This is a genomic window from Alteromonas sp. AO-Serp (genome assembly GCF_017849675.1).
Lineage (GTDB): Bacteria > Pseudomonadota > Gammaproteobacteria > Enterobacterales > Alteromonadaceae > Alteromonas > Alteromonas macleodii.
In genome coordinates, this window is sequence record NZ_JAFLMX010000189.1 from 1 (window position 1) to 22035 (window position 22035).

The 22035-nt window shown below is 43.7% G+C and carries 20 protein-coding genes, 1 tRNA gene and 1 pseudogene; 14 read left to right on the top strand and 8 right to left on the bottom strand.

What is annotated here, in order from left to right; translation table 11 throughout:
• Positions 1–269: 269 nt before the first annotated feature.
• Positions 270–1172, bottom strand: coding sequence for an RDD family protein (locus tag QVA83_RS13005; RefSeq protein ID WP_156078312.1), 903 nt, complete (start codon positions 1170–1172; stop codon positions 270–272).
• Between the two features lie 266 nt (positions 1173–1438).
• On the opposite strand from QVA83_RS13005, the gene QVA83_RS13010 reads away from it, so the two are divergent.
• Complete coding sequence (locus tag QVA83_RS13010) at positions 1439–2143, top strand: hypothetical protein (protein ID WP_156078313.1); 705 nt, start codon at positions 1439–1441, stop codon at positions 2141–2143.
• Positions 2144–2222: 79 nt separating this feature from the next.
• On the opposite strand, the gene QVA83_RS13015 is transcribed toward QVA83_RS13010, so the two are convergent.
• Positions 2223–2999, bottom strand: coding sequence for a 3-hydroxyacyl-CoA dehydrogenase (locus tag QVA83_RS13015; protein WP_014949362.1), 777 nt, complete (start codon positions 2997–2999; stop codon positions 2223–2225).
• Positions 3000–3113: 114 nt separating this feature from the next.
• On the bottom strand, positions 3114–3407 hold the full coding sequence (yhbY, locus tag QVA83_RS13020; protein WP_014949363.1) for a ribosome assembly RNA-binding protein YhbY: 294 nt from the start codon (positions 3405–3407) through the stop codon (positions 3114–3116).
• 95 nt (positions 3408–3502) lie between these two features.
• Here yhbY and rlmE point away from each other — a divergent pair, with 95 nt between their 5' ends.
• The 9 genes from rlmE to QVA83_RS13065 all read left to right on the top strand — a co-directional run bounded on the left by rlmE (position 3503) and on the right by QVA83_RS13065 (position 12939).
• Positions 3503–4132, top strand: coding sequence for a 23S rRNA (uridine(2552)-2'-O)-methyltransferase RlmE (rlmE, locus tag QVA83_RS13025; RefSeq protein ID WP_014949364.1), 630 nt, complete (start codon positions 3503–3505; stop codon positions 4130–4132).
• Between the two features lie 101 nt (positions 4133–4233).
• Complete coding sequence (gene ftsH, locus QVA83_RS13030) at positions 4234–6180, top strand: ATP-dependent zinc metalloprotease FtsH (protein WP_014949365.1); 1947 nt, start codon at positions 4234–4236, stop codon at positions 6178–6180.
• A 340-nt stretch (positions 6181–6520) separates the two neighbouring features.
• Positions 6521–7345 (top strand): dihydropteroate synthase, encoded by an 825-nt coding sequence (gene folP / locus QVA83_RS13035; protein WP_014949366.1) that lies wholly within the window; start codon positions 6521–6523, stop codon positions 7343–7345.
• 9 nt (positions 7346–7354) lie between these two features.
• Complete coding sequence (gene glmM, locus QVA83_RS13040; RefSeq protein WP_014949367.1) at positions 7355–8698, top strand: phosphoglucosamine mutase; 1344 nt, start codon at positions 7355–7357, stop codon at positions 8696–8698.
• 96 nt (positions 8699–8794) lie between these two features.
• Positions 8795–9538 (top strand): triose-phosphate isomerase, encoded by a 744-nt coding sequence (gene tpiA / locus QVA83_RS13045; RefSeq protein WP_014949368.1) that lies wholly within the window; start codon positions 8795–8797, stop codon positions 9536–9538.
• Positions 9539–9548: 10 nt separating this feature from the next.
• A complete protein-coding gene (secG, locus tag QVA83_RS13050) occupies positions 9549–9962 on the top strand; it encodes a preprotein translocase subunit SecG (protein WP_014949369.1) in 414 nt (137 codons plus the stop codon).
• A gap of 9 nt (positions 9963–9971) precedes the next feature.
• Positions 9972–10057: transfer RNA gene (locus QVA83_RS13055), tRNA-Leu, on the top strand.
• Between the two features lie 235 nt (positions 10058–10292).
• Positions 10293–12587: a putative bifunctional diguanylate cyclase/phosphodiesterase gene (locus tag QVA83_RS13060; RefSeq protein ID WP_014949370.1), complete on the top strand. Its 2295-nt coding sequence runs from the start codon at positions 10293–10295 to the stop codon at positions 12585–12587.
• A gap of 193 nt (positions 12588–12780) precedes the next feature.
• On the top strand, positions 12781–12939 hold the full coding sequence (locus tag QVA83_RS13065; protein ID WP_014949371.1) for a YqaE/Pmp3 family membrane protein: 159 nt from the start codon (positions 12781–12783) through the stop codon (positions 12937–12939).
• A gap of 161 nt (positions 12940–13100) precedes the next feature.
• Here QVA83_RS13065 and QVA83_RS13070 read toward each other — a convergent pair whose 3' ends face one another.
• The 3 genes from QVA83_RS13070 to QVA83_RS13080 all read right to left on the bottom strand — a co-directional run bounded on the left by QVA83_RS13070 (position 13101) and on the right by QVA83_RS13080 (position 16777).
• A complete protein-coding gene (locus QVA83_RS13070; RefSeq protein ID WP_014949372.1) occupies positions 13101–13556 on the bottom strand; it encodes a hemerythrin domain-containing protein in 456 nt (151 codons plus the stop codon).
• A 229-nt stretch (positions 13557–13785) separates the two neighbouring features.
• Positions 13786–15141 carry an NADP-specific glutamate dehydrogenase gene (gene gdhA, locus QVA83_RS13075; RefSeq protein ID WP_156078314.1) on the bottom strand — a complete coding sequence of 452 codons (1356 nt, stop codon included), beginning with the start codon at positions 15139–15141 and terminating at the stop codon, positions 13786–13788.
• Between the two features lie 7 nt (positions 15142–15148).
• The gene (locus QVA83_RS13080) at positions 15149–16777 is read right to left on the bottom strand and encodes a diacylglycerol kinase family protein (protein ID WP_156078315.1); all 1629 of its coding nucleotides are present in this window, start codon (positions 16775–16777) and stop codon (positions 15149–15151) included.
• Between the two features lie 150 nt (positions 16778–16927).
• On the opposite strand from QVA83_RS13080, the gene QVA83_RS13085 reads away from it, so the two are divergent.
• Together QVA83_RS13085 and QVA83_RS13090 are read left to right on the top strand one after the other, a co-directional pair.
• Positions 16928–17458, top strand: coding sequence for a DUF2878 domain-containing protein (locus QVA83_RS13085; protein WP_131136470.1), 531 nt, complete (start codon positions 16928–16930; stop codon positions 17456–17458).
• Between the two features lie 20 nt (positions 17459–17478).
• Positions 17479–18183, top strand: a complete 705-nt coding sequence (locus QVA83_RS13090; RefSeq protein ID WP_014976474.1) for an SDR family NAD(P)-dependent oxidoreductase — start codon at positions 17479–17481, stop codon at positions 18181–18183.
• Between the two features lie 71 nt (positions 18184–18254).
• Here the strand turns inward: QVA83_RS13090 and QVA83_RS13095 are convergent, their stop codons facing one another.
• Positions 18255–19085, bottom strand: coding sequence for an HAD family hydrolase (locus QVA83_RS13095; RefSeq protein WP_014949377.1), 831 nt, complete (start codon positions 19083–19085; stop codon positions 18255–18257).
• Positions 19086–19264: 179 nt separating this feature from the next.
• Positions 19265–19855, bottom strand: a complete 591-nt coding sequence (locus QVA83_RS13100; protein WP_014976475.1) for a hypothetical protein — start codon at positions 19853–19855, stop codon at positions 19265–19267.
• 583 nt (positions 19856–20438) lie between these two features.
• Between QVA83_RS13100 and QVA83_RS13105 the strand changes: the two genes are divergently transcribed.
• Together QVA83_RS13105 and QVA83_RS13110 are read left to right on the top strand one after the other, a co-directional pair.
• Entirely contained in the window at positions 20439–21485 is a 1047-nt protein-coding gene (locus QVA83_RS13105) for a DNA topoisomerase IB (RefSeq protein WP_014949379.1), read from the top strand.
• Positions 21486–21852: 367 nt separating this feature from the next.
• Positions 21853–22035, top strand: a pseudogene (locus QVA83_RS13110) (sodium:proline symporter); the annotation flags it as partial.

Here is a 22035-nt window from a genome sequence, read left to right on the forward strand (position 1 = left end):
TTGATGGAACAGGAAGCGGGTAAAATAAGCAGTAAAGGTCGTTACCCCAAAAATTCAATCAATTACCATGCCGTAAACCGTCTATACAATATTGCGCTTATTGTTAATGGGGGCGATGGCGAATAGATAAAAACGAAGCGCGTACTTGCAGTGTCGAGACGCGCTTCTTGATTTTTGCATTAATCTTGGTTGATGCGCTAATAAAGATGCGCTTTTTCAGTAGAACGTGCACACAGCCATTCAATGCTAAACGCAAGTACCAGAGCGCGCTAATCGCGGGTGCTGATGACCAGAGTCTCTGAAATTTTATCTTGGATAGCTTGTCGGTTAGGATCCCAGTAAATTTGCACAAATCCCAACAAGCCAGTTGCTAAACCCGCACCATAACCTCCATAACGACCAAAGCTCTCCCATAGCGACAGTCCAGAACCATCGAGTTTGAGTACTTGTATATTTAGCAGTCGTTTACCTGGAGTTTTTCCGTTAAACCAAGCGGTAAACACGCTGTAATAAAGCGCGGCCCAACCAAAGCCTAAGCCAAGCTCAGTAATTAACCCTTTGATCCACGCGACAATGCTGTATGTGTTTGCTGAGGGCTCTGAAGTTGCGTCATCGAAATCTGCTAGGTCACTTTCAATATCTTCAGCTTCCTGTAGGCCATTTTCATGCACACCTTTATTTTGAGCTTGCTCATTTACTCCAATATCATCATTCGCACCATTTTTCTCACCTGGGCGATTAGGCGAGTCGATCACGTTGCTGACAGTTGCATCGTCACGAAAGTAATTAGCCTCATTGGCAGCATCTAACGTAAGCAACACTGTCCAAAAGAGCATGAACGCTCCACCTATTCGAAGAAATGAACGCGTAGTTTTTTTATGGCTTTGATTGGCCACGTTGCGGCTAGCTTTATAAAACGTCACTGTAGCAATAATCGCCAAAAACAGTGCATCCAGTGAGCTCAAAATGGCGACAAATAGTAGGTCAATACACTGAGCCAACCCTCGTTGAAAAGGTGTAGCCAGACGCTTGCCTAACAGCGAGTTAGCCACGCCAAACGCATAGGGCGTGACTATATCCTTTGTTTCAACGGTTTCTAATTTATCTGCGGTATTATTTTCGACATCACTACTAATAGGTGGCGTATCAATATGTTGATGAGGGTGAGACATTTGCCGTCCACTGTGCTTAACCTAATTCCATAACACTACTTTACACAGTAAGGCGTATTATTTTAACTCTTTTATCTGAAGGGTAAGCACCTCACAAATACGCATGCAAGATACATTGTAATCTCTTCAATAGTCGGAATATTTTTCTTTTTAGCAAATAGATAGATTAGGTGTACTTCACTTAAGCTATTGATTTATATGCGCGGCATTGGGTTTGCATCAGAGTTTATCGAATGGATAACAATGATGCCTTTAAGGAGGTTACGATGTTTAACTCAAAACAAACGATTACAGCAACACTGGTTTCAGTCGCAATGATGGGGTCATCTGCAATGGCACAAGCTAACGTTGACGAGATGAAAACTGCGCAAATGCAAGCAGCTTCAGCGTCAGTGCAACCTGAGTCCAGGACATCTGAGTCTGGTGATACGTGGATTACGTTGACCGGTGAGGTGTCTGCTGTAGATTCAAAATTCTTTACGTTAGATTACGGTGACGGGAATATCTTTGTTGAGTTAAGAGACACCGACCTTGACAGTAATGCCTATGCAAAAATGAAAGGCGAAGAAGTCATGGTAACGGCGCGTCTTGATGATGGCATGTTTTCAAGCGAAAGGTTAGTTGCTCAGAGTGTGATTGTTGATGGTATGGATACTGTTTACTTAGCTGAGTCGGTTAATCAGGCTTCGGCAGATCTTTATTTAAGTACAGCAAGTAACATTGAGTTTGACGATGAAGAAATGGTGCTTGTAGGTACCGTTAAATCAATTGGCAAAGAAGCGTTACAAATTGACGTGGGCGATACCACCCTCACGGTAGAGCTTGATGAGTTAGAGGACGCACCTGTGGATGCGGATGGTTACCTAACGCTAATGAAAGGCGAGCGCGTGCGCATTACCGGCGAACTAGAAGACGATTTCTTTAATCGTTTCACGGTAGAAGCTGATACGCTAATCAAAATGAAAAGTTAACTATTGCTGATAGATAACGCTTTAAAAAAAACCGCCGAAAGGCGGTTTTTTTTGATTAAATTATTAATGTGCTTATTCACTACTTTGGAGGCATGCGCAGCCCGCCGTCTAAGCGGATTGTCTCACCATTTAGGTAGCTATTGTTCGCCATATGGATAACTAACTTAGCAAATTCTTCTGGTAGCCCAAGGCGCTTAGGAAACTGAACGTTAGCAGAAAGGGCGTCTTGCACTTTTTCTGGCATAGCAAGTAGCATTGGCGTGCCCATTACACCCGGCGCAATGGTGTTAACACGAATACCCAACGGGGCTAAGTCTCGAGCCATTGGAAGGGTTAAGCCGATAATACCACCTTTACTCGCGGCATAAGCGGTTTGCCCTATTTGACCTTCGTAACCAGCAACTGAAGCAGTGTTTACGATAAGACCGCGTTCGCCTTCCCCGTTAATTGGCGATTGCTTTGCCATCGTCGCTGCAACTAAGCGAGAAACATTAAAGCTTCCTACTAAGTTAATATCGATAGTTTTCTGGAAGTCACCCAACGGCGCCGGATTGCCTTCTTTGTCAAGCAGTCGCTTAGCTGGGGCGATGCCTGCACAGTTAACCACTAAAGAAATGGCGCCAAACCTTTCGGTTGTCGCGTCTATAGCCGCTTGAACAGAAGTTTCATCGCGTACATCGACTTTGGTGAAAAGTGTGTTGTTATTGCCTAATTCTTCTACGCGCTGTGCGCCAAGCTCTTCATTTAAGTCGAAAAGGCTGACGTTAGCACCTGCATCTCGAAGTGCGATAGCAGTGGCGTGACCAAGTCCGGAGCAACCGCCAGTAACAATGGCAGTAAGATTATTTAGCGTCATAGATTTCCCTTAAACCCTAGTTTTTCACTATTATTAACGTGATGTTAACGGGAAGTAAGAAGAAAAACTACGGTGCCGAGAGGGATCGGCACCTTTCATTCAGTTATTTTGCAGTTATTTTGGCAACTGAATTTTACAGTCTTCGCTTTGACGGTAGATAATTAGCGTGTGGCCAATTACCTGTAGCTTAACTGAGTTTGTTTCACGAACAATGGCATCCATGATTAGCGCTTTTTCTTCGCGATCGTCTGTTGGCACCTTAACTTTAATTAATTCGTGATGGCTAAGGGCGTTGTCAATTTCGGCAACCACACCTTCTGTCAGGCCGTTCCCACCTAGCTGCACAACAGGTTTTAAAGGGTGTGCAAGGCCTTTTAGGAATTGTTTCTGTTTATTTGAAAGTTTCATGAAGTAATATTTCTTACAATTAATCTGTTAGTTTATGCTTGAAATAACGTATTCTAACGCCATCTTCTCTACAATCCTAATGACATTGTATTGGAATGACAAAAAAGAAACACTCCGCCAGCAGTAAACGCTGGCTACAAGAACACGTTAACGACCATTATGTGCAAAAAGCAAATAAGGAAGGTTGGCGCTCGCGAGCTATCTATAAACTGGAAGAAATTCAGAAAAAAGATAAGCTTATTAAACCGGGAATGACACTTGTAGACCTTGGTGCTGCACCGGGGGGCTGGTCACAGCTAGCCGCACAGCTCGTTGGCGACAATGGTCAAGTTATCGCGTGCGATATTTTGCCCATGGACCCAATCGTGGGCGTAGACTTTTTACAAGGTGATTTCAGAGAGGACGCTGTTCTCGACGCACTATTGAACAGAATCGGTGGGAACACCGTAGATATTGTGTTGTCTGATATGGCACCGAACCTTGCAGGTAACGCGTCGGTTGACCAATCTCGCTCTATGTATCTTTGCGAACTAGCGCTTGATATGTGTCACCAAGTGTTAAAGCCTGGTGGTTCGTTTGTCATAAAGGTGTTCCAAGGTGAGGGGTTTGTTGAGTTCATGAACGCACTTAAACAATCTTTCACAACCATAAAGACGCGTAAGCCTGACTCGTCCAGATCACGTTCGCGAGAGGTGTATTTGGTGGCTTGTGGGTATAAAGTGTAGTACGCTTTGAGATAAGCGGTTTTCGTTGCGAGTTGTGTCGTTTATTCAATAAACAACTTGTTGAATATACAAGCAATTCGGGTTTATAGAGGTTAGTAGCATTGAGCGATATGGCAAAAAATTTAATCTTATGGTTAGTCATCGCCGTTGTTTTAATGTCGGTTTTCCAGAGCTTTTCACCGAGTGAATCGTCTCGTTCGCAAACTGACTACACAACGTTTTTGAGAGAAGCAGAACAGGGAAATATTCGAGAAGTTCGCATCAATAATAGTGGCGAAATTCGAGGTACTAAGCGTTCAGGCGAAACTTTCCAAACATTCGTACCTTACTTCGATGACAAGTTAGTATCTGACTTGGTTAAGAACGACGTAAGAGTGTACGGTGAACCACCAGAAGAGCAGTCTCTTCTGACGTCTATTTTCATCTCATGGTTCCCCATGTTACTGCTTATTGGTGTATGGATTTTCTTCATGCGTCAAATGCAGGGTGGCGGCGGCCGTGGCGCTATGTCATTCGGTAAAAGCAAAGCTCGCTTGCTTGGTGAAGACCAAATCAAGACAACATTTGCTGACGTAGCAGGCTGTGACGAAGCGAAAGAAGATGTATCTGAATTGGTAGACTTCCTACGCGACCCGTCTAAGTTCCAAAAGCTAGGTGGTAAAATTCCGAAGGGCGTACTTATGGTAGGTCCTCCTGGTACAGGTAAAACGTTGCTTGCAAAAGCCATTGCCGGTGAAGCGAAAGTACCATTCTTTACTATCTCTGGTTCTGATTTCGTTGAAATGTTCGTGGGTGTAGGTGCATCTCGTGTGCGTGACATGTTTGAGCAAGCGAAAAAAGCGGCGCCTTGTATCATCTTTATCGATGAAATCGATGCGGTAGGCCGTCAACGTGGTGCTGGTCTAGGTGGTGGTCACGACGAACGTGAGCAAACCCTTAACCAGATGCTTGTTGAAATGGACGGCTTTGAAGGTCATGAAGGTATTATCGTTATTGCGGCAACTAACCGTCCTGACGTACTAGACCCTGCGCTTCTTCGTCCAGGTCGTTTTGACCGTCAAGTAGTGGTTGGTCTTCCTGACATCCGCGGCCGTGAACAAATTCTTAAAGTTCATATTCGCAAAGTGCCAGTGGCTGATAACGTAGAGCCGTCAGTTATTGCTCGTGGTACACCAGGCTTCTCAGGTGCTGACCTTGCTAATCTAGTAAACGAAGCTGCATTGTTCGCTGCTCGCGGCAACAAGCGCCTTGTTTCTATGGAAGAGTTTGAGAAAGCGAAAGACAAAATCATGATGGGCTCTGAGCGTAAGTCTATGGTGATGTCTGAGCCTGAAAAAGAAATGACAGCGTATCACGAAGCGGGTCACGCTATCGTAGGTCGCTTAGTGCCAGAGCACGATCCGGTATACAAAGTGTCAATCATTCCACGCGGTCGCGCGCTGGGTGTGACCATGTACTTACCAGAGCAAGACCGAGTGAGCCACTCTAAACAGCACTTAGAAAGTATGATTTCTAGCTTGTTTGGTGGGCGTATTGCTGAAGCCATTATTTATGGTGACGACAAAGTAACCACGGGTGCATCTAACGACATCGAACGCGCAACTGAAATTGCACGTAAGATGGTCACCCAATGGGGCTTGTCGAGCAAAATGGGCCCAATGCTTTACGCTGAAGACGAGGGTGAAGTGTTCCTAGGCAAGTCTATGTCTAAGGCAACAAACATGTCTGATGACACAGCACGTGCCATTGATGCGGAAATTAAGTCACTGATTGACCGCAACTACGAGCGTGCTCAAAAGATCCTTGAAGACAACATCGATATTTTACATTCAATGAAAGACGCACTGATGAAGTACGAAACCATTGATGCTAAGCAAATTGATGATCTGATGAACCGCACTGACGTTCGTCCTCCTGCTGACTGGGATGACAGCAAGCCATCGGGTGGCGATAAGCCGAGTGGTGGTGCGCCGGTTCGTGAAGGTGAAATTAAAAATGACGGTGTAGACAAACCGTCGGTAGGTAAGCCGGGCGATATTCCAAGCTAACCTTCTACATCCATTGAAAAACGCCAGTTTAACTGGCGTTTTTTGTTAGAGCTGATTGATTTTAATCTGAGAATTTGGCTTACAGTTTATGTCACGGTGTTAGCTGAGTTATTTATTTCGTTACGCTTCACACTGTTCTTTGCAAAGAACAATGCAAAAAACACAGCGAAGAACAAATCAAAGAATTCAGCAAGCAACAAGGCAAAGAGCATGCATTTTTAAGTAGGTTTCATTGCTAACACAGCGGGTCAAAATCAGTTTGCTTTATAGCTTCATTTCTCAACATATTTTCTGTCTAAGAAATACGGTAATTTTAAAACAAAGGTAATGCAGGTAATTCATGCAGTTTGGTAAGTACTTCATAGGTCTGTCACAGCCTCAGGTAATGGGCATTTTAAATGTTACTCCTGATTCATTTTCTGACGGCGGCAAGCACACAAATGTATCTCAAGCCCTTGACCATGCGCTTCGCATGATTGAAGAAGGGGCAACTTTTATTGATATAGGTGGTGAATCGACAAGGCCAGGCGCGCCCGACGTATCGCTGCAGGAAGAGCTTGACCGCACAATACCCGTTATTGAAGCCGTAGCTAAAAATACCCCATGTGTTATTTCTATTGATACCAGCAAGGCTGACGTTATGCGGGAAGCGGTGAAAGCCGGCGCGGGGCTAATCAACGATGTACGCGCGTTACAAGAGCCTGGTGCATTGCAAGTAGCAGCTGAAGCACAAGTACCTGTTTGTTTAATGCATATGCAGGGGCAACCCAGAACCATGCAGCAAAGCCCTGAGTATGATGATGTAGTGAATGATGTGGGTCAGTTTCTACTCGCGCGCACCAAAGTGTGTGAAGAAGCGGGCATTGCTAAAGACAAGATTTTGTTCGACCCTGGCTACGGTTTCGGAAAGTCACTGGAACACAATTATACGCTGGTGAAACACTTGCCATCGCTTATGAAGCTGGGTTACCCAGTGTTAGTAGGCATGTCTCGCAAGTCGATGATTGGCAATTTGCTAAATAGAAAAGTGGATGAGCGCTTGGCGGGAAGCATAAGCCTCGCTACAATTGTCGCCCAAATGGGCGCACAGATAATTCGCGTTCACGACGTGAAAGAAACAGCTGATGCTGTCAATATCGTGAAAATGCTGAATTCAGTAAAATAAGGAATAATAATGACGCAGCGCAAATATTTCGGCACCGACGGTATCCGCGGAAAGGTAGGCGAGAGCAATATCAACCCAGAGTTTGTTACAAAACTCGGGTGGGCAGCAGGTAAGGTCCTTGCCGGACGAGGGACGAACAAAGTACTTATTGGTAAAGACACGCGTATTTCTGGCTACATGTTAGAGTCGTCTTTAGAGGCGGGTTTATCGGCTGCTGGTATCAATATCGGCTTGCTAGGCCCCATGCCAACGCCAGCCATTGCTTATCTCACCAAAACATTTCGCTCAGAAGCAGGGATAGTGATTAGTGCGTCACATAATCCCTTTTATGACAACGGCATTAAATTTTTCTCAGCGCAAGGCTTTAAGCTTGATGATGATATCGAATTAGCGATTGAAGATATGCTTGAGCGTCCAATGACATGTGTGGCATCTGATAAGCTGGGTAAGGCTACGCGTATAAACGACGCTGCGGGTCGTTATATTGAGTTTTGTAAGGGGACATTCCCTTCAGAATTATCGCTGACAGATCTTAAAATTGTTGTGGACTGCGCACATGGCGCAACGTACCACATTGCCCCCAATGTATTGAGAGAGTTAGGTGCTACGGTTATCGAACTTGGTACAGCGCCGAACGGTTTAAATATTAACGACGGTGTAGGCGCAACCTCAATGGATGCGATTGTTGAAAAGGTTAAGGAGACCGGCGCTGATCTTGGCTTTGCCCTAGACGGCGATGGCGATCGCATTATGATGGTAGACCACCTTGGTAATGTGCTTGATGGTGACCAGATTGTTTACATCATTGCCCGCGACGCGCTTAAGAACGGCAAAATGCAGGGTGGCGTCGTTGGCACTTTGATGAGCAATTTAGGCCTTGAAAATGCGTTGTCAAAGCTTGGTGTTCCCTTCGCAAGAAGTAATGTTGGCGACCGTTATGTGATGGAGCTGCTACAACAAAAAGGCTGGTCTATTGGCGGTGAAAACTCGGGTCATGTTCTCAATCTTAATATGAGCTCTACGGGTGACGGCATTGTAGCCGGGCTTCAAGTGCTTGCAGCAATGCTTCGTTCGCACATGGACTTACACGACTTAGCGAGTGGGTTTGAAATGTACCCGCAAACGCTAGTTAACGTGAGGTACGCTAACCAAGAAGTGGATTATTTAGCACACAGCAATGTACAAAATGCTAAGAAAGAGGCTGAGTCTGCGTTAGGTAAAACGGGCAGGGTACTTCTACGTAAAAGTGGTACTGAGCCGTTAATTCGTGTGATGGTTGAGTCGAATGACGAAAGCCAATCTCACAAATGGGCAGAGCATATTGCTGAAACTGTTCGTAATCTCGCCAATTAGTTGGCGTAGCAGGAAATTTTGCTTTTTGTGCTTGTATCTTCTCAATTAAATAGTTAATATCACGCCCGCTTTGAAGACAGGGCTAAGGTCTGCGTTGTGAGTAAAAATCTTAGAAAGCCATTCGTGGCTGGCAACTGGAAAATGAACGGAAATTTGGCATTAGTTGCTGAATTTAATCAAAAACTGGCGAATGTAAAAGCTGATTCGGAAATCGTAATTTGCGCTCCTTCACTTCTTTTACACGCATTTGAAACCCATTCGTTTGCCATTGGTGCTCAAAACGTAAGTCATCTTAATAACGGCGCTCACACTGGTGAGTTGTCAGTTGAAATGCTTAAAGAAGCAGGTTGCGGTTACGCAATTGTTGGGCATTCAGAAAGACGAGAAGACCAAGGCGAGTCAAGCGAACTTGTTGCATTAAAGGCAAAGCAATGTGTTTCTTCAGGTGTCGTACCCATCATTTGTGTAGGTGAGCCACTTGAAGTGAGAGAAGCAGATGATGTTGAATCGTTTGTTGGTGAGCAACTAGATGCACTAGTTAGCGCCATGTCGGTAGACGAACTCAGCAAAACTGTTATTGCATACGAGCCGATTTGGGCAATTGGTACTGGTAAAACAGCCAGCCCTGAGCAAGCACAAGAAGTACACGAATTTATTCGCGGCTACTTTAATAAAGTAGACGCACAATTGGCTCAAGGCCTTCGTATTTTGTACGGTGGTAGTGTTAAGCCAGATAATGCTGAAACCCTATTTGCACAGAAAGATGTTGATGGCGGTTTAATTGGCGGAGCCAGTTTAAAAGCTGAAGATTTTATTTCAATTTGCCAAGCGGCAAACTGACGAGGTATTTATGATTTACGAAGTGCTATTAGTAGCATACCTAATTGTAGCGCTATTACTTATTGGATTTGTATTGATCCAACAAGGTAAAGGTGCAGATATGGGCGCTTCATTTGGCTCAGGCGGTTCAAACACTGTTTTCGGTTCATCAGGTTCAGGTAACTTCATGACTCGTACGACCGCTATATTAGCAGGCTTGTTCTTCTTAATTAGCCTTTCTTTGGGTGCAATGACTGCAAACCGTGAAAGCGCAGAAGATGAGTGGAACAACCTAGAAGTTCCAGCGGCAGTAGAAGAGTCAGTAGAGCTACCAGCTGATCAAGACGTACCAGTTATTGAAGATGCAGCTCAAACTGACGTTCCTGTTGTTGAAAGCGATGTGACAGACGTACCAAAGTCTGACGACGCTGAAGGTTCAAACTAAAAAGTTTTCGCGGAAGTGGTGGAATTGGTAGACACGCCATCTTGAGGGGGTGGTGAGCATTGCTCGTGCGGGTTCAAGTCCCGCTTTCCGCACCAAATAAATGTAAAGGCCAGCGCAATGCTGGCCTTTTCTGTTTTTACACCGTGAAATTCTTGTTAAGGTGACCCTGTACGCTCACTTTTAACTGGCCTTGTTAATTGTAACAAAGCGTTAAAATCTAAAATTTACAGGATGTTATGTCTGTTCCTATTTTTATTATTCAGCTATGCTTTTCAATACTTAGTCATACTGTCTGCGACATAAACAAAACAATTTTTACGAGGCACTATAGTGCAAAAAACACTTAGTCAGAGTTTGTTCCAAACCCTATTCATAGGGATTGTGATAGCATCACTTCTGATAATTGGAGCAGTGTGGCGCTCAGCCAATACTCTCGTTGTTCAAAACATTGACCACAATATTGTTTTAGCAGAGAAAGTATTTGATAAAGTGGTTGCGGATCGTCAAGCTGTCATACGCAACGTTTCAAAAGTACTGTCTCGCTCATTTGATTTCAGGCGTGCGGTTGGCACAGAGAATATACCCTCTATTGAAGCGGCGTTTACCAGTTACGCGCAGAGACTAAACACCGATATCATCGCTCTGGTAAGTCTAGACCATCAAGTAGTTGTAACGCGTACAGACCTATTCGAAGTCGGTCAAAATGTGGAAAGTAGCCTAGCATTGGTTGCTAAAGGGAAAGACAGCGGTTTCTTCGTAGTCGATAACAAATTAGTACAGTTAAATCTAATTCGCGTAGAAATACCTACGCTTAGATATTACATGTTAATAGGCGTTGAGTTTGATAGCAGTTTATTAGAAGAACTAAAAGCGCTCGTAGACGCTGAAATTATTATCTCAAGAACTGATACCAATGACGTTCTTACGACTACCTTAAAAGAAAATGATGCGCAACGGATCCTCGCGTCAGAACACGACCCCTCGTGGATAGATGTAACCTTTAAAGACGAGCTTACTTACTTTGCCCGTGAGGTGAATATCGCCTCTGATGGCAATTTGCCGGTTAAGATAACTCTAGCTGTAGATACAACGTCTTCATTTAGTGCTTTCACACGTATTCAATTGACGATTCTGGCATTTTGCTTAGTCGCAATATTCATTGCTCTGGGTCTTTCTCTGCTGCTTGCCAGGAACGTGAGTCGACCAGTGTCTACCTTGGTAAAAGCAGTGAATAAGGTCGCGTCAGGAAGCTATGGCGCAACCCTTGACGCACCGTCGAACCTCAAAGAGATTACCGAACTTGCCAACGCAGTCGATAGCATGCAAGCAAGTATTAAAAGTCGTGAAAATCATATTCGTTATCAAGCAGAACACGACGTGCTTACCGGGCTTTTCAATCGGAACTATGTTGAAGGCTTCTTCGAGTCACAACTGCAAGAAGAAAGAGAGTTACAGGTTGTTGCCATTACCGTAATCGGATTTCGAACCATTAACGACCTCTACGGTTACTCTAACGGCGATAATACACTGAAAGCATTGGCCGAGAGGCTTCAGCGTTGGCCTGGTACATCCGCAAGATTAGCTGGCGGTGAGATTTTATATATTACGCAAGATTCACTTAATGATGACCAGCTCGAAACGCTCAAGCACATATTAGAGCAACCAGTGGAAAGTAACCTGATTGCAATTCCAGTAAAAGTCGCAATGGCGGTTATCCAGTGCCCGCAAGATGCAACAACATCAGAAGAATTATTCAGAAAAATGAATATTGTTACTGATGAAGCGATACACAGCGACAGCTGGTGCGTTCGCTACAGAACGGAATTAGAAGATAAATACAATCGCAGACTATCAATTACCACTGAACTAAAACGTGCACTGGCTAGCCAGCAAAACGAACTGTCTATGGTTTACCAGCCAAAAATAGATCTGCAGACAATGAAAGTATGCAGCATGGAAGCGCTTATTCGCTGGAATAATAGTGTTCTGGGCTTTGTTCCACCTGATGAGTTTATTACCATTGCTGAGCAAGCAGGGTTAATTGAGCAAGTTACGACTTGGGTAATGAAGCAAACCATTTCAGACTTAGCTTATTTTAGAGGCATGGGGTATGGGTTCACCGTTGCGATGAACTTATCTACTCAGGATATTCAAAATAAGGTACTTCTAGGGAAGCTAGTGTCGCTTTTAACTCAGGAAGGTCTGTCACCTGAAGCTCTGGAACTTGAAATAACAGAAAGCGATTTAGTTGCTGACGCCTCGCTTGCTATAGAGAACCTTAATGAACTAACGGCGCGGGGCTTTCATTTCGCCATCGACGACTTTGGTACAGGCTATTCGTCGTTAGCCTATTTAAAGAACTTGCCCGTAAAAACGATTAAAATTGATAAGAGTTTTATTTTGTCGCTGGCGAGTGATGAAAACGACCAGCAAATTGTTCATACCGTGCTGAGTTTGGCGAATGTGTTTAATTTAAAGGTTGTGGCTGAGGGTGTTGAAGACGTAGCGTCGCTTGAAATCTTAAAGGACTGGGGCTGTGATATCGTTCAAGGTTATTACATTAGTCGCCCACTTAGCCGTTCAGACCTTGAAGACTGGCTTCAAAATACGCCTTTCGGTGAATAGCTATTTCTTCAAATTAAATTTATTGTTTTACAGTAATCACCATGCCTTTGCCGCAGTATTTGGCGACATGGCATCGTAAATGCAAAACTAATAATGAAGCGTGTAAAACGCTCTGCGGGCCTGATTTCTTCGCCAAAGTGTGAGTATTTTGCCCACTGAGTTGTGAAATTACTTCAAAAACAAGGAATTTATTATGGACATCATTCGTATACTTTTATCGATTTTACTTCCACCGCTGGGCGTATTTTTACAAGTGGGTATCGGTGCTCACTTTTGGATTAATATCCTTTTAACTATTCTAGGCTATTTCCCAGGTGTTATTCACGCTGTTTACATCATCGCCAAAAAGTAGGTGGTGAAAAACGCTGTATTGGCGGCTATGCAATAAATCGCATAGTCGTAGCGAGTACAGCAACCAAATATGAAATAAACAAAAGCCAGCGTTAATAGCTGGCTTTTTACGTGATGACGTTTGTCGAATAGGACGATTTCGGCAACGTGACATATTCCATGTTAGGCGGTGAGCTTTTCGTCGTCTAACTCTTGCTTCATCTCTTTTTGATATTCATCTGCAAGTTTTGTTTTTTGGCGGTCATTAAGCACATTGCCTGCAACTTGGAAGAATTCCTGTTCTTCGTCGGCAAGGTGATGTTCCACCTTTTCCTGAAGTGTTTTCAAATGACGCAACCAAGCTGGTGAACTCATATCCGTATCATCGAGCTTTGCGAGTAGCTCATCAATTTCGTGATGCTCTGCAATGCCGTGACGTGTTAAATCTACAGTGGCATCTTTCTCCAGAAGATGAGAATAGAAATGGCGCTCTTCAGCGATGGCATGACTTTCAAGCTGTGTCTTAAGCTCTTGATAATATTCACGGCGCGCAGCAGTGTTTCCGCTTGTTTCAGCAAGAATTTTAAGCAGTAAACGTTGCTTTTCATGGTCTTGACGCAAAGCTTCAAAAATTTTCATGGGTAGTTCCTTATAAATACCTAAAAAATGAATCACACCTGTGGTAATGCTATTTTTATTCCATTAGTGAGATATCTGTTACGCGCTGATTTTTAAAAGAAATTTCAAATGAAGTGACACAGAGTCATTGAATTGGGGAAGGGGACAACGCAAATTTTACAAGTCAGTTTCCGATAAATTCACGGCAGGAAGTCCGTGAATTTACCGAAAGAGGGAGATGGGATATGCGCTACACGCCTTGTGCGACCATGGCGTCAGCGAGTCTACGAAATGCTGCTACATTGGCGCCTTTCATATAATCAACGTAGCTGCTTCCAGCATCGCCTTCAGATTTACCCTCATCAACACAGCGCTGATGAATGCTTTCCATAATTGAATAGAGCTGTTCATCGAGTGCGCTTGCGTTACGTTGATTGAACATTGCGTTCTGGCTCATTTCTAAGCCTGATAGCGCAACGCCGCCAGCGTTAGATGCTTTGCCTGGTACGTATGCAATTTGGGCGTCTAAAAACAAAGCCTGCGCTTCGTTTGTACACGGCATATTCGCACCTTCTAGTATCATTTGGCAGCCGTTATCTAGCAGTGATTTTGCATCTTCTTCAAGTAGTTCGTTTTGCGTTGCGCAAGGCAGTGCTATGTCGCATTTTAAATGCCAAGGCTTTTTATCAGCTATCCACTTGCCCATGTTTTCATCTGCCATGTCAGTAAGGATATTGTTGCGGTTTGCATGGTTGTCAATTGCCCATTTAAGCGCGGTATCAGTTAACCCATTCTCATTATGTAAAAGCCCTCGGCTATTAGACAGCGAAATAACTTTTCCGCCTTTCTCTACCGCTTTAAGTGCAGCATGCAACGCTACGTTTCCGGCTCCAGACACTGCAATGGTTTTACCTTCAATTGGAGTACCTTGATGTCGACATACCGCTTCTAAAAAGTAAATTAAGCCAAAGCCCGTAGCTTCAGTACGCACATAGCTACCACCAAATTCTAAGCCTTTACCGGTTAACACGCCTTCGAACTTATTGTTTAGTCTGCGATACTCGCCATAAAGGTATCCTATTTCTCTTGCGCCAACGTTTATGTCACCTGCAGGTACATCGGTATTTGCGCCAATATGTCGCTGTAATTCACGCATGAAGGCTTGGCAAAACAACATAATGTCGCGATCAGTACGCCCTTTGGGGTTAAAGTCTGACCCGCCTTTACCTCCGCCCATGGGTAAGCCGGTCAGGGCATTCTTGAAACACTGTTCGAAAGCTAGAAACTTAAGCACCGATAAGTTGACGGTAGGATGAAAGCGCAAGCCACCTTTGTAAGGACCCATGGCTGAATTGTGCTGTACACGCCAACCTTGATTGACTTCAATATCGCCATCACTGTTCATCCACGACACGGTAAAATAAATAATGCGTTCAGGCATGCAAATGCGTCTTATAATATCGAACGCTTTGTAGTCTTTGTTTGCATTGTAAATAGGAACAATATCTTCTAATACTTCGTGTACCGCTTGTAGATATTCCGTTTCGTTAGCAAACTTCTCATTAAGAAAGGTGTAGATTTCTTCAAAGTTACTTTTCTGAGTCATGTACTGCTTAATCCTTTTCTTCAAAATTGGTGAGAACGTTAAGGCTTCGAGGGCATGTTTTTATCTCAAGCTTTTCGCCTTCGTAGATCTCGCCGTCGACAGCGTACGCCGTGGGCTTATCAAATGTTAACGTTATGCTTGATGCGCGTTCGTGCCGTATTGATTCAGATTGTTTCTTTGCTTCAGCTGGACTTAGCACTAGCTCTGCTAACGATGCGAATTGTTTATCAGAGCTGGGCTGAGGTAATAGCCAGGTCAAATCAAGCTTCCCATCGGTGATGTCGGGCGGCTCTGCGCCCTGAGCAAGTGCTGTGGTCATTGGGGCTGCGTTTGCAATAACAAAGCTCGGCGTTTCTAAGGTTTCAGCTGGCTGGTTGTCTTTTGCTACTTTAAACGTCATGTTTTCATTATTTGAAATCGCGTTCCATAGCCCTTTTAGGTAGGCAAACTGGCCGCCTACATTCTTTTCTTCGCGATCAGCGGCCGAAATCATTTTTTCCTCGAAGCCAACTGCTGCTACCAAAAGCATAACGTGGTCGTTGCAGGTTGCGGTATCTATGGCTAGGGTGTTGCCCTCTATAATCATGTCGCATGCTGTACTAATAGGCATGACTTTACTAATGTAGCCATGCAACACTTGGCTCAGTGCGTTTGCTGTACCAAAAGGGATAATCCCCATGGTAACGTCGGTGTTGACCAATGCCGAGGCGACTTCAGTTAACGTTCCATCGCCTCCGCATGCGACAATAATGTGGGCGCCGTCTTGTTTTGCCTTTTCTGCTAGTGCCTTACCATCTACTTCAGGTGTGGTTTCTTTCACTGTCACTTTGAATTTTTCATTTAATCGAGAAAGAACGTCATCTCGGTATTGCTCCCATTTACCGCCACCGGCAACTGGATTAACGATAAGGGTTAGATTCTTTTGTAGTGAAAGTAGGCCACCATCTCTAATCTGCTGCAGCGATGCTAATTGACGTTTGTTGAGCCTTGCTGTTTGGCGTATCTGGTTAATTTCACGTAATGCATCATCTACACTCAACGAAGGGTTTTTGGCCAGTAAATAGGCTGCAACCACCAGAACAGAGCGACCTCGTCCAAGCGCACAATGCACAACAACATTTTTCTTTTCAGAAATTTGCTGATTCAACCAATTTATTGCTAAAACAAGTTGTTCAGGAGTGGGGCTGGTATGGTCGAGTACCGGTACGTTTAAGTAGCGGTAATCTTCTTGATATGCCGTCCAATCCAGTCCATCAAATTCAGCGGTTACGTCTAGAATGGCATCAATGTTGTTTTCATTTAAAAGGCTAACGTGTTTTCCCGACATGCGGCACGCAAGGAATAAGTGCGGCTCAATTTTTTGTAGGGGAGGGACTTTATCCGTTCTGCGTGCGTATTCATTGTAAAGCCAAGAGCCCAGTAAAAAAGGTACAAAAATCCAGCGTATGTAGAATGGTATTGAGCCATCCTCACGTTTGCGAAACAGGCTTGGATAGTTGAGCAAATAGGCGCTGCTTACGGCAATAAGGGAAAATGCAATCCAACCAAATACCACTTTTAACAATATCACTGGCACGGTCAGCGTTAGTGCTAACGCCACTAATGCACCAAGTACGTAATACTTCACCATTTTCACGATTAACACATCCTTTGTAATTGGAAAGAGCAAACAGTCTATGCATCTATACTTACACTGGAGCGTTTTCGTTTACTTTTGTCGCAATAGCGTTGAACTATCACGTACCGGTAAACGTATGTTTTGGTATTGAAAATATGAGCGTTTCAAATGAAGAATAGTGCGGTACTAAAGGTTGCGAACTTTGTATGGTTCCAAGGAATTTGGTGGCTGGTCATCTTGTTCCAGAATAAAGCAGTAATTCCAGTGTTAGGGTTAATCCTTCTATGGATAGTCATTTCGCCCAAGCGAGTGGAAGATATAAAGCTAATGGGCACGGTATTTTTACTGGGCACGGTGGTTGATGCGCTTTTAACCTTAAGCGGGCTGTTCATTTTTAACGAGACAGAAACGCTGGTCAGCTTCTGGCCAATTCCAATTTGGCTAAGTCTTCTATGGGCAGCCTTTGCAGGTACGGTCTATCACAGTTTAACCGCCTTTAATGGTCGAATGGCCGTTGCGGCGGTTGCTGGAGCTATCTTCGCGCCGCTCAGTTATATCGCCGGCGCCAAATTCGGCGCGGTTGAATTGGGCGCAAGCGTAGTGCTTTCTTATATTTTTATCGCTCTAGTGTGGAGTGTAATCTTCCCGCTGTGTTTTTATTTATCCAATCGTTTTGAGGCAAAACAAGCCCAAGCGTAAATGCAAGGAGTGTATTGGCAATGACGAAAAACGTATTAGTTACAGGTGGAAACAGAGGTATAGGTCTAGAAATAGTAAAAGGAATGCTGTCTAAAGGCTATAAAGTGCTGATGGGGTGTCGAGACGAAGAGGCCGGCCTTGAAGCCAAGAAAGATATTGTGGGAGGGGATTTGCATATTATTGAGATGCCTCTTGATAACGAAACCGCCATCGTCGATGCGTTTGTTCGAGCTGAGGCCGTGTATGGCCCTGTTGATATCCTCATAAACAATGCAGGTATCTTAGACGACACGCCATGGAAAGATGTAAATTCTGAGACGTTGGCTAAATCGATGCAAATTAATGTGAACGCCCCGCTTACACTTATCCAGCAAACGTTACCGCAAATGATTGAGCGAGGTTTTGGGCGTATTATCAATGTAAGCTCTAGTTACGGTAGCTTCGCCGAGGGACTGAAAGGACCAATGTGCTATGCGATAACAAAGGCTGCTATTAATGCGCTTACGGTTAAGATGGCAGCGGTAGTTGATGAAGCTGCTGACGGTAAGTCTCTTGATGTAACCGTTAATAGCATGACCCCAGGTTGGGTGCACACCAGAATGGGGGGGAGTGATGCGCCCAAAACGCCCGAGGAGGGAGCAGATACGGCTATTTGGTTAGCAACCATGGAAGAGGGTGGCCCCCATGGCCAATTCTTAAAAGATAGAGAGCCTATAGAGTGGTAGCCTTAATTAACTAGCCTAATTCATATAGTTTGAAGGCTACCATTTTCACGATGCTTTTTAATCAGCATCTTCTAAAGTGAGAATCGCTCTCGTAGAAAGCGGGCGATTCCATCTTCATCGTGATGCCCAATGACGGAAGTGGCGGCGTCTTTGATATAAGGTTTAGCGTTAGAAGGTGCATAAGCCTCGTCTGCTAGCTTAAACATACTTAAATCATTATCACTGTCGCCAAACACAATAACGTTGCTTGCATTCAACTGTTGGCGCAAAAGCTCTACCGCACTACCTTTATTCGCAAGATTGTGGTGTACATCCATCCAACGGTACTCATCCCCTTCGATAGCTGGCCCAGAGTACGCTATCAGTCCTTCGTGCATGTTGAGCTGCTTATACATGTCATAGACTAGCGGTGCATCTCCGATCATACTGATGTTTGTTATATGTGCATTAGCAGGTAGCGACTCAATAGACGCTAATCGCGCTTTAGTGCGCGAAAAATACTTTTCAATTAAATCGTGTTCCACCTGATGCTTAGGCGACGAATGGTAAATCACGTGCTCGTGATCTGGGCTATCCATATTCACTGTGTTAATGAAAGGCGTAATATTATTATTTACGGCGTGCTCGATAATAAGATTTACTTCACTGGGCGCGAGCAAATTTTCTAGTGTTAGCGCGTTTCCGGCAGGATCCCAAATTGCCACCCCATTATTATAAATGTGAGGGAGTACAAAAGACTGACCTTGTAGCACAAATTGCGCTGAATGCATGGTACGACCCGTCGCTACGGTGAATGCAATGTCTCTCTCACCAAGCAAGCCCAACGTCTCTTTAGTAAACGAGGAGATTTCAGAAGACTTATTTAATAAAGTGCCATCTAAATCAAAAAATATTAAATCCATACAATTGGTGCCTAATCTCTCTTTCAGAATAACGCCGACCAAACGACGAAGGGCAATAAACGTGGAGTTCGTTATATTGCCCTTCGAAAATATTGGAACAGCTAGATTGATAACTCCGCTATGATTACTGTATCACATTCTGCTTTGAAGCAGCGTTCCATATTATGTCGCTAGTCTTGCTACCGAATAGATTCGACCACGTTGTCGGTGTGCTGCTTCAGTAATTGCGAGACTTTAGAAGCAGACTGTGACTTTTTAAGGTTAATTACCAGCGCAACTTTACCATATCTAACCGCGTGTCTTACGGTCTGTATAACCTCATTTCTGTCTGGACGTAAACCGATTAAACCCGCTATGAATAACCCAATGAATATGCCTGGGCTAATTAGTGCTATGTAGGTAAACAAAGGATTTTGTTGAGTAAGCGCTGGGCCAAACTGCGTTAACAAAAATGCCGCCACTAAACCTACAATCAGACCGATTGAACCAAGCAACAGGTGGGACGACCACATGCTTTTGCCAATGGATGCGCTGTTACGTTCAAGTTTTTCACTCATTTTAGGGTCGCCAGCTTCGATAATTTCTACTTGAGATACCTCAACAGATGTTTGGTCTTGAACTATCTCAAGTACTTCCTGCACTTTACGTTTTGACGGAAATACAGCCGCGACTTGCAAATCACCGGTTGATACAACATGGGCTCTCAAATTCTCATGTTCATTACTGTTTTCGCTTTTTGACTCTACGTTTTTCGAACTTTGAACATTCATCTTTAAATCCTCGACTTCTTACTTGGACTCTCTAAATCAATCCACTTCACTTGCACTTCACAGGGTATTGCTGTTCGGCTTCACCTAAGTGCATAGGTAACTCGACAACTATTGTTCATACTTATTCAAGTTGCATTCCGACGAAGAAAAGTAGCGGTTTATACTTTAGTAGAAAAAAGAGAGGGTTTGTTTTTATGCTATTGTTATTAATGGTTATTTTCGGAATGTTAAATATGATTTAGTAAGCTTTAAGGCGAAATAAAGAAGGATTTCGAAGCGATATGCTGAGTTTTAGCAAGCGCCGCTACCGGACCAAACAGCCGGTACTGTGATAATTTTACACATAGCGTGAAAATTCGTTATGGCCTTTAAAATCACTGTCTTGCCGTGGAAGCGTCGGCTTGCGGCAAGGTTACTTGCGTGTAGTGATCATTTCTGTACGTTCTTCTGTAGATTCTATTTATAAATTGAGATTTGGTACCGTTGTTTGCAATCTGACTAAGAAAGCACAGCGAGCATCTGCGGCCGTAGCAGCACCTTAACAGTCGGTCTTCTTAGCTGGTAAGGAAAGGAGTATCTATAAATGAAACGGATTAAAGGCTATTGCAACGTCTACTCTGATGATAGCCATCTATCAATAAGGCGCATCGCTTGCGGTGATAAACGGTTTTACTATCGCTATGCAAGTGGAAAGAAAGTCACAGGAGAGCGCGTGCTAAAGCGTATCAAAAAGCTTGTCATTCCTCCAAATTGGCGCGACACCTTTATAAGCCGTGATAGTAAAGCCAGCGTTCAAGCTGTCGGCTATGACGAAAAAGGACGTAAACAATATATCTATCACAACAAATGGCACGAGCAGCAGCAAGTAGAAAAATTTGAGCGTTTGGTTGCCTTTGGTAATGCACTTCCTGGGTTCCGTGAGCACTGTCTTTCATTAATTTCACAGCCAACATGGACGCAAGAAAGAGCTTGCGCGCTGGTGTGCCTGTTGCTCGATTACACAGGTGCTAGAGTTGGCAACGCTCAATATAGCAAGGAAAATAACACATATGGGTTAACTACATTGCGGCGCAAGCATGTGCAAGCGCAGTGTGACGATAGTGTTGAACTTGCTTACATTGGTAAGCACGGCAAACCAAGAACACTAAAAGTAAACGACCCTGAGCTTGCTTCATTAGTTTGTGACTGTGCGCAACAACAAGGTTACTGTTTATTTCGTTATCAAGATAAGAATAAACAATGGCACGACGTAACGAGCGAAGACGTTAATGCGTTCATCCACAACGAACTAAGTGAACAGTTCAGTTGCAAAGACTTTCGAACGTGGGCATCAAGTCGATTTGCACTAACAAACCTGCCCAGTGTTTATGAACAGATAGCAAACTCCAGAACCAAGAAATGGGAGAGTACGTTAAGTAAGTGTGTTGCAGCAGAACTTGGCAATACTCCCACCGTTTGCAGGAAATATTATATTCATCCGAAACTATTTACTGTGAAAAATGACGAAAAGGCGTGTGAGAAGCTAATTAATCGGGTTCGCTCGCTACATAGTGAAGATTGTACGCAACTTACCCATTTACTGCCTGTAGAAAAGCTTCTTTTGGATGTTATTTCGTCTGAGTGCGCGTAACAAAGTATTTTTAATGAAAATGTTTTAGCTGATAGTAAAGTTGCTGTTTTTTGCGACTTTTCAGCTAAAGTTAAATTGTTTCATAAATGACTCAGAGTTTTTAAGTTAATGAATAATAATGATAATTTTGGGTTTTATTAGCGTAATATGCTGTGAAACATGGTTGGTGCTAATTTAAACATAAGTGCCAGTTAAACGATGTTGTTTAAAAATTGCACTTGAAATTTTCTGTCAGATCCTTATATTGTTAGAGCTCTAATGATTATTGTTCGATTTAATTATTTGCTTTTGAATTTCAATTAGCAAAGGTTAAATGGCGTTTTCATTTACGAGTTTTCGAAGAGCAATAGAGGAAATAACGAACGTTATGCCAATGGAAAGTTACCTATCACTAGCGGTGTATTTTATAGCGATGTTAGGGATAGGGTTGTTTGCTTACCGACAATCTACCAGTGATATTTCTGGTTATATTTTGGGAGGGCGACAAGTTAGCCCTCAAGTAACCGCACTGTCTGCGGGTGCGTCTGACATGTCAGGTTGGATGCTGATG

Coding starts and splice junctions, on each gene's coding strand:
- QVA83_RS13010 (WP_156078313.1), top strand. CDS start 1,439: ATGTTTAACTCAAAACAAACGATTACAGCAACACTGGTTTCAGTCGCA.
- glmM (WP_014949367.1), top strand. CDS start 7,355: ATGACGCAGCGCAAATATTTCGGCACCGACGGTATCCGCGGAAAGGTA.
- QVA83_RS13085 (WP_131136470.1), top strand. CDS start 16,928: ATGAAGAATAGTGCGGTACTAAAGGTTGCGAACTTTGTATGGTTCCAA.
- gdhA (WP_156078314.1), bottom strand. CDS start 15,141: ATGACTCAGAAAAGTAACTTTGAAGAAATCTACACCTTTCTTAATGAG.
- QVA83_RS13100 (WP_014976475.1), bottom strand. CDS start 19,855: ATGAATGTTCAAAGTTCGAAAAACGTAGAGTCAAAAAGCGAAAACAGT.
- folP (WP_014949366.1), top strand. CDS start 6,521: ATGCAGTTTGGTAAGTACTTCATAGGTCTGTCACAGCCTCAGGTAATG.
- QVA83_RS13090 (WP_014976474.1), top strand. CDS start 17,479: ATGACGAAAAACGTATTAGTTACAGGTGGAAACAGAGGTATAGGTCTA.
- yhbY (WP_014949363.1), bottom strand. CDS start 3,407: ATGAAACTTTCAAATAAACAGAAACAATTCCTAAAAGGCCTTGCACAC.
- QVA83_RS13105 (WP_014949379.1), top strand. CDS start 20,439: ATGAAACGGATTAAAGGCTATTGCAACGTCTACTCTGATGATAGCCAT.
- QVA83_RS13095 (WP_014949377.1), bottom strand. CDS start 19,085: ATGGATTTAATATTTTTTGATTTAGATGGCACTTTATTAAATAAGTCT.
- QVA83_RS13015 (WP_014949362.1), bottom strand. CDS start 2,999: ATGACGCTAAATAATCTTACTGCCATTGTTACTGGCGGTTGCTCCGGA.
- QVA83_RS13070 (WP_014949372.1), bottom strand. CDS start 13,556: ATGAAAATTTTTGAAGCTTTGCGTCAAGACCATGAAAAGCAACGTTTA.
- secG (WP_014949369.1), top strand. CDS start 9,549: ATGATTTACGAAGTGCTATTAGTAGCATACCTAATTGTAGCGCTATTA.
- QVA83_RS13005 (WP_156078312.1), bottom strand. CDS start 1,172: ATGTCTCACCCTCATCAACATATTGATACGCCACCTATTAGTAGTGAT.
- rlmE (WP_014949364.1), top strand. CDS start 3,503: ATGACAAAAAAGAAACACTCCGCCAGCAGTAAACGCTGGCTACAAGAA.
- QVA83_RS13065 (WP_014949371.1), top strand. CDS start 12,781: ATGGACATCATTCGTATACTTTTATCGATTTTACTTCCACCGCTGGGC.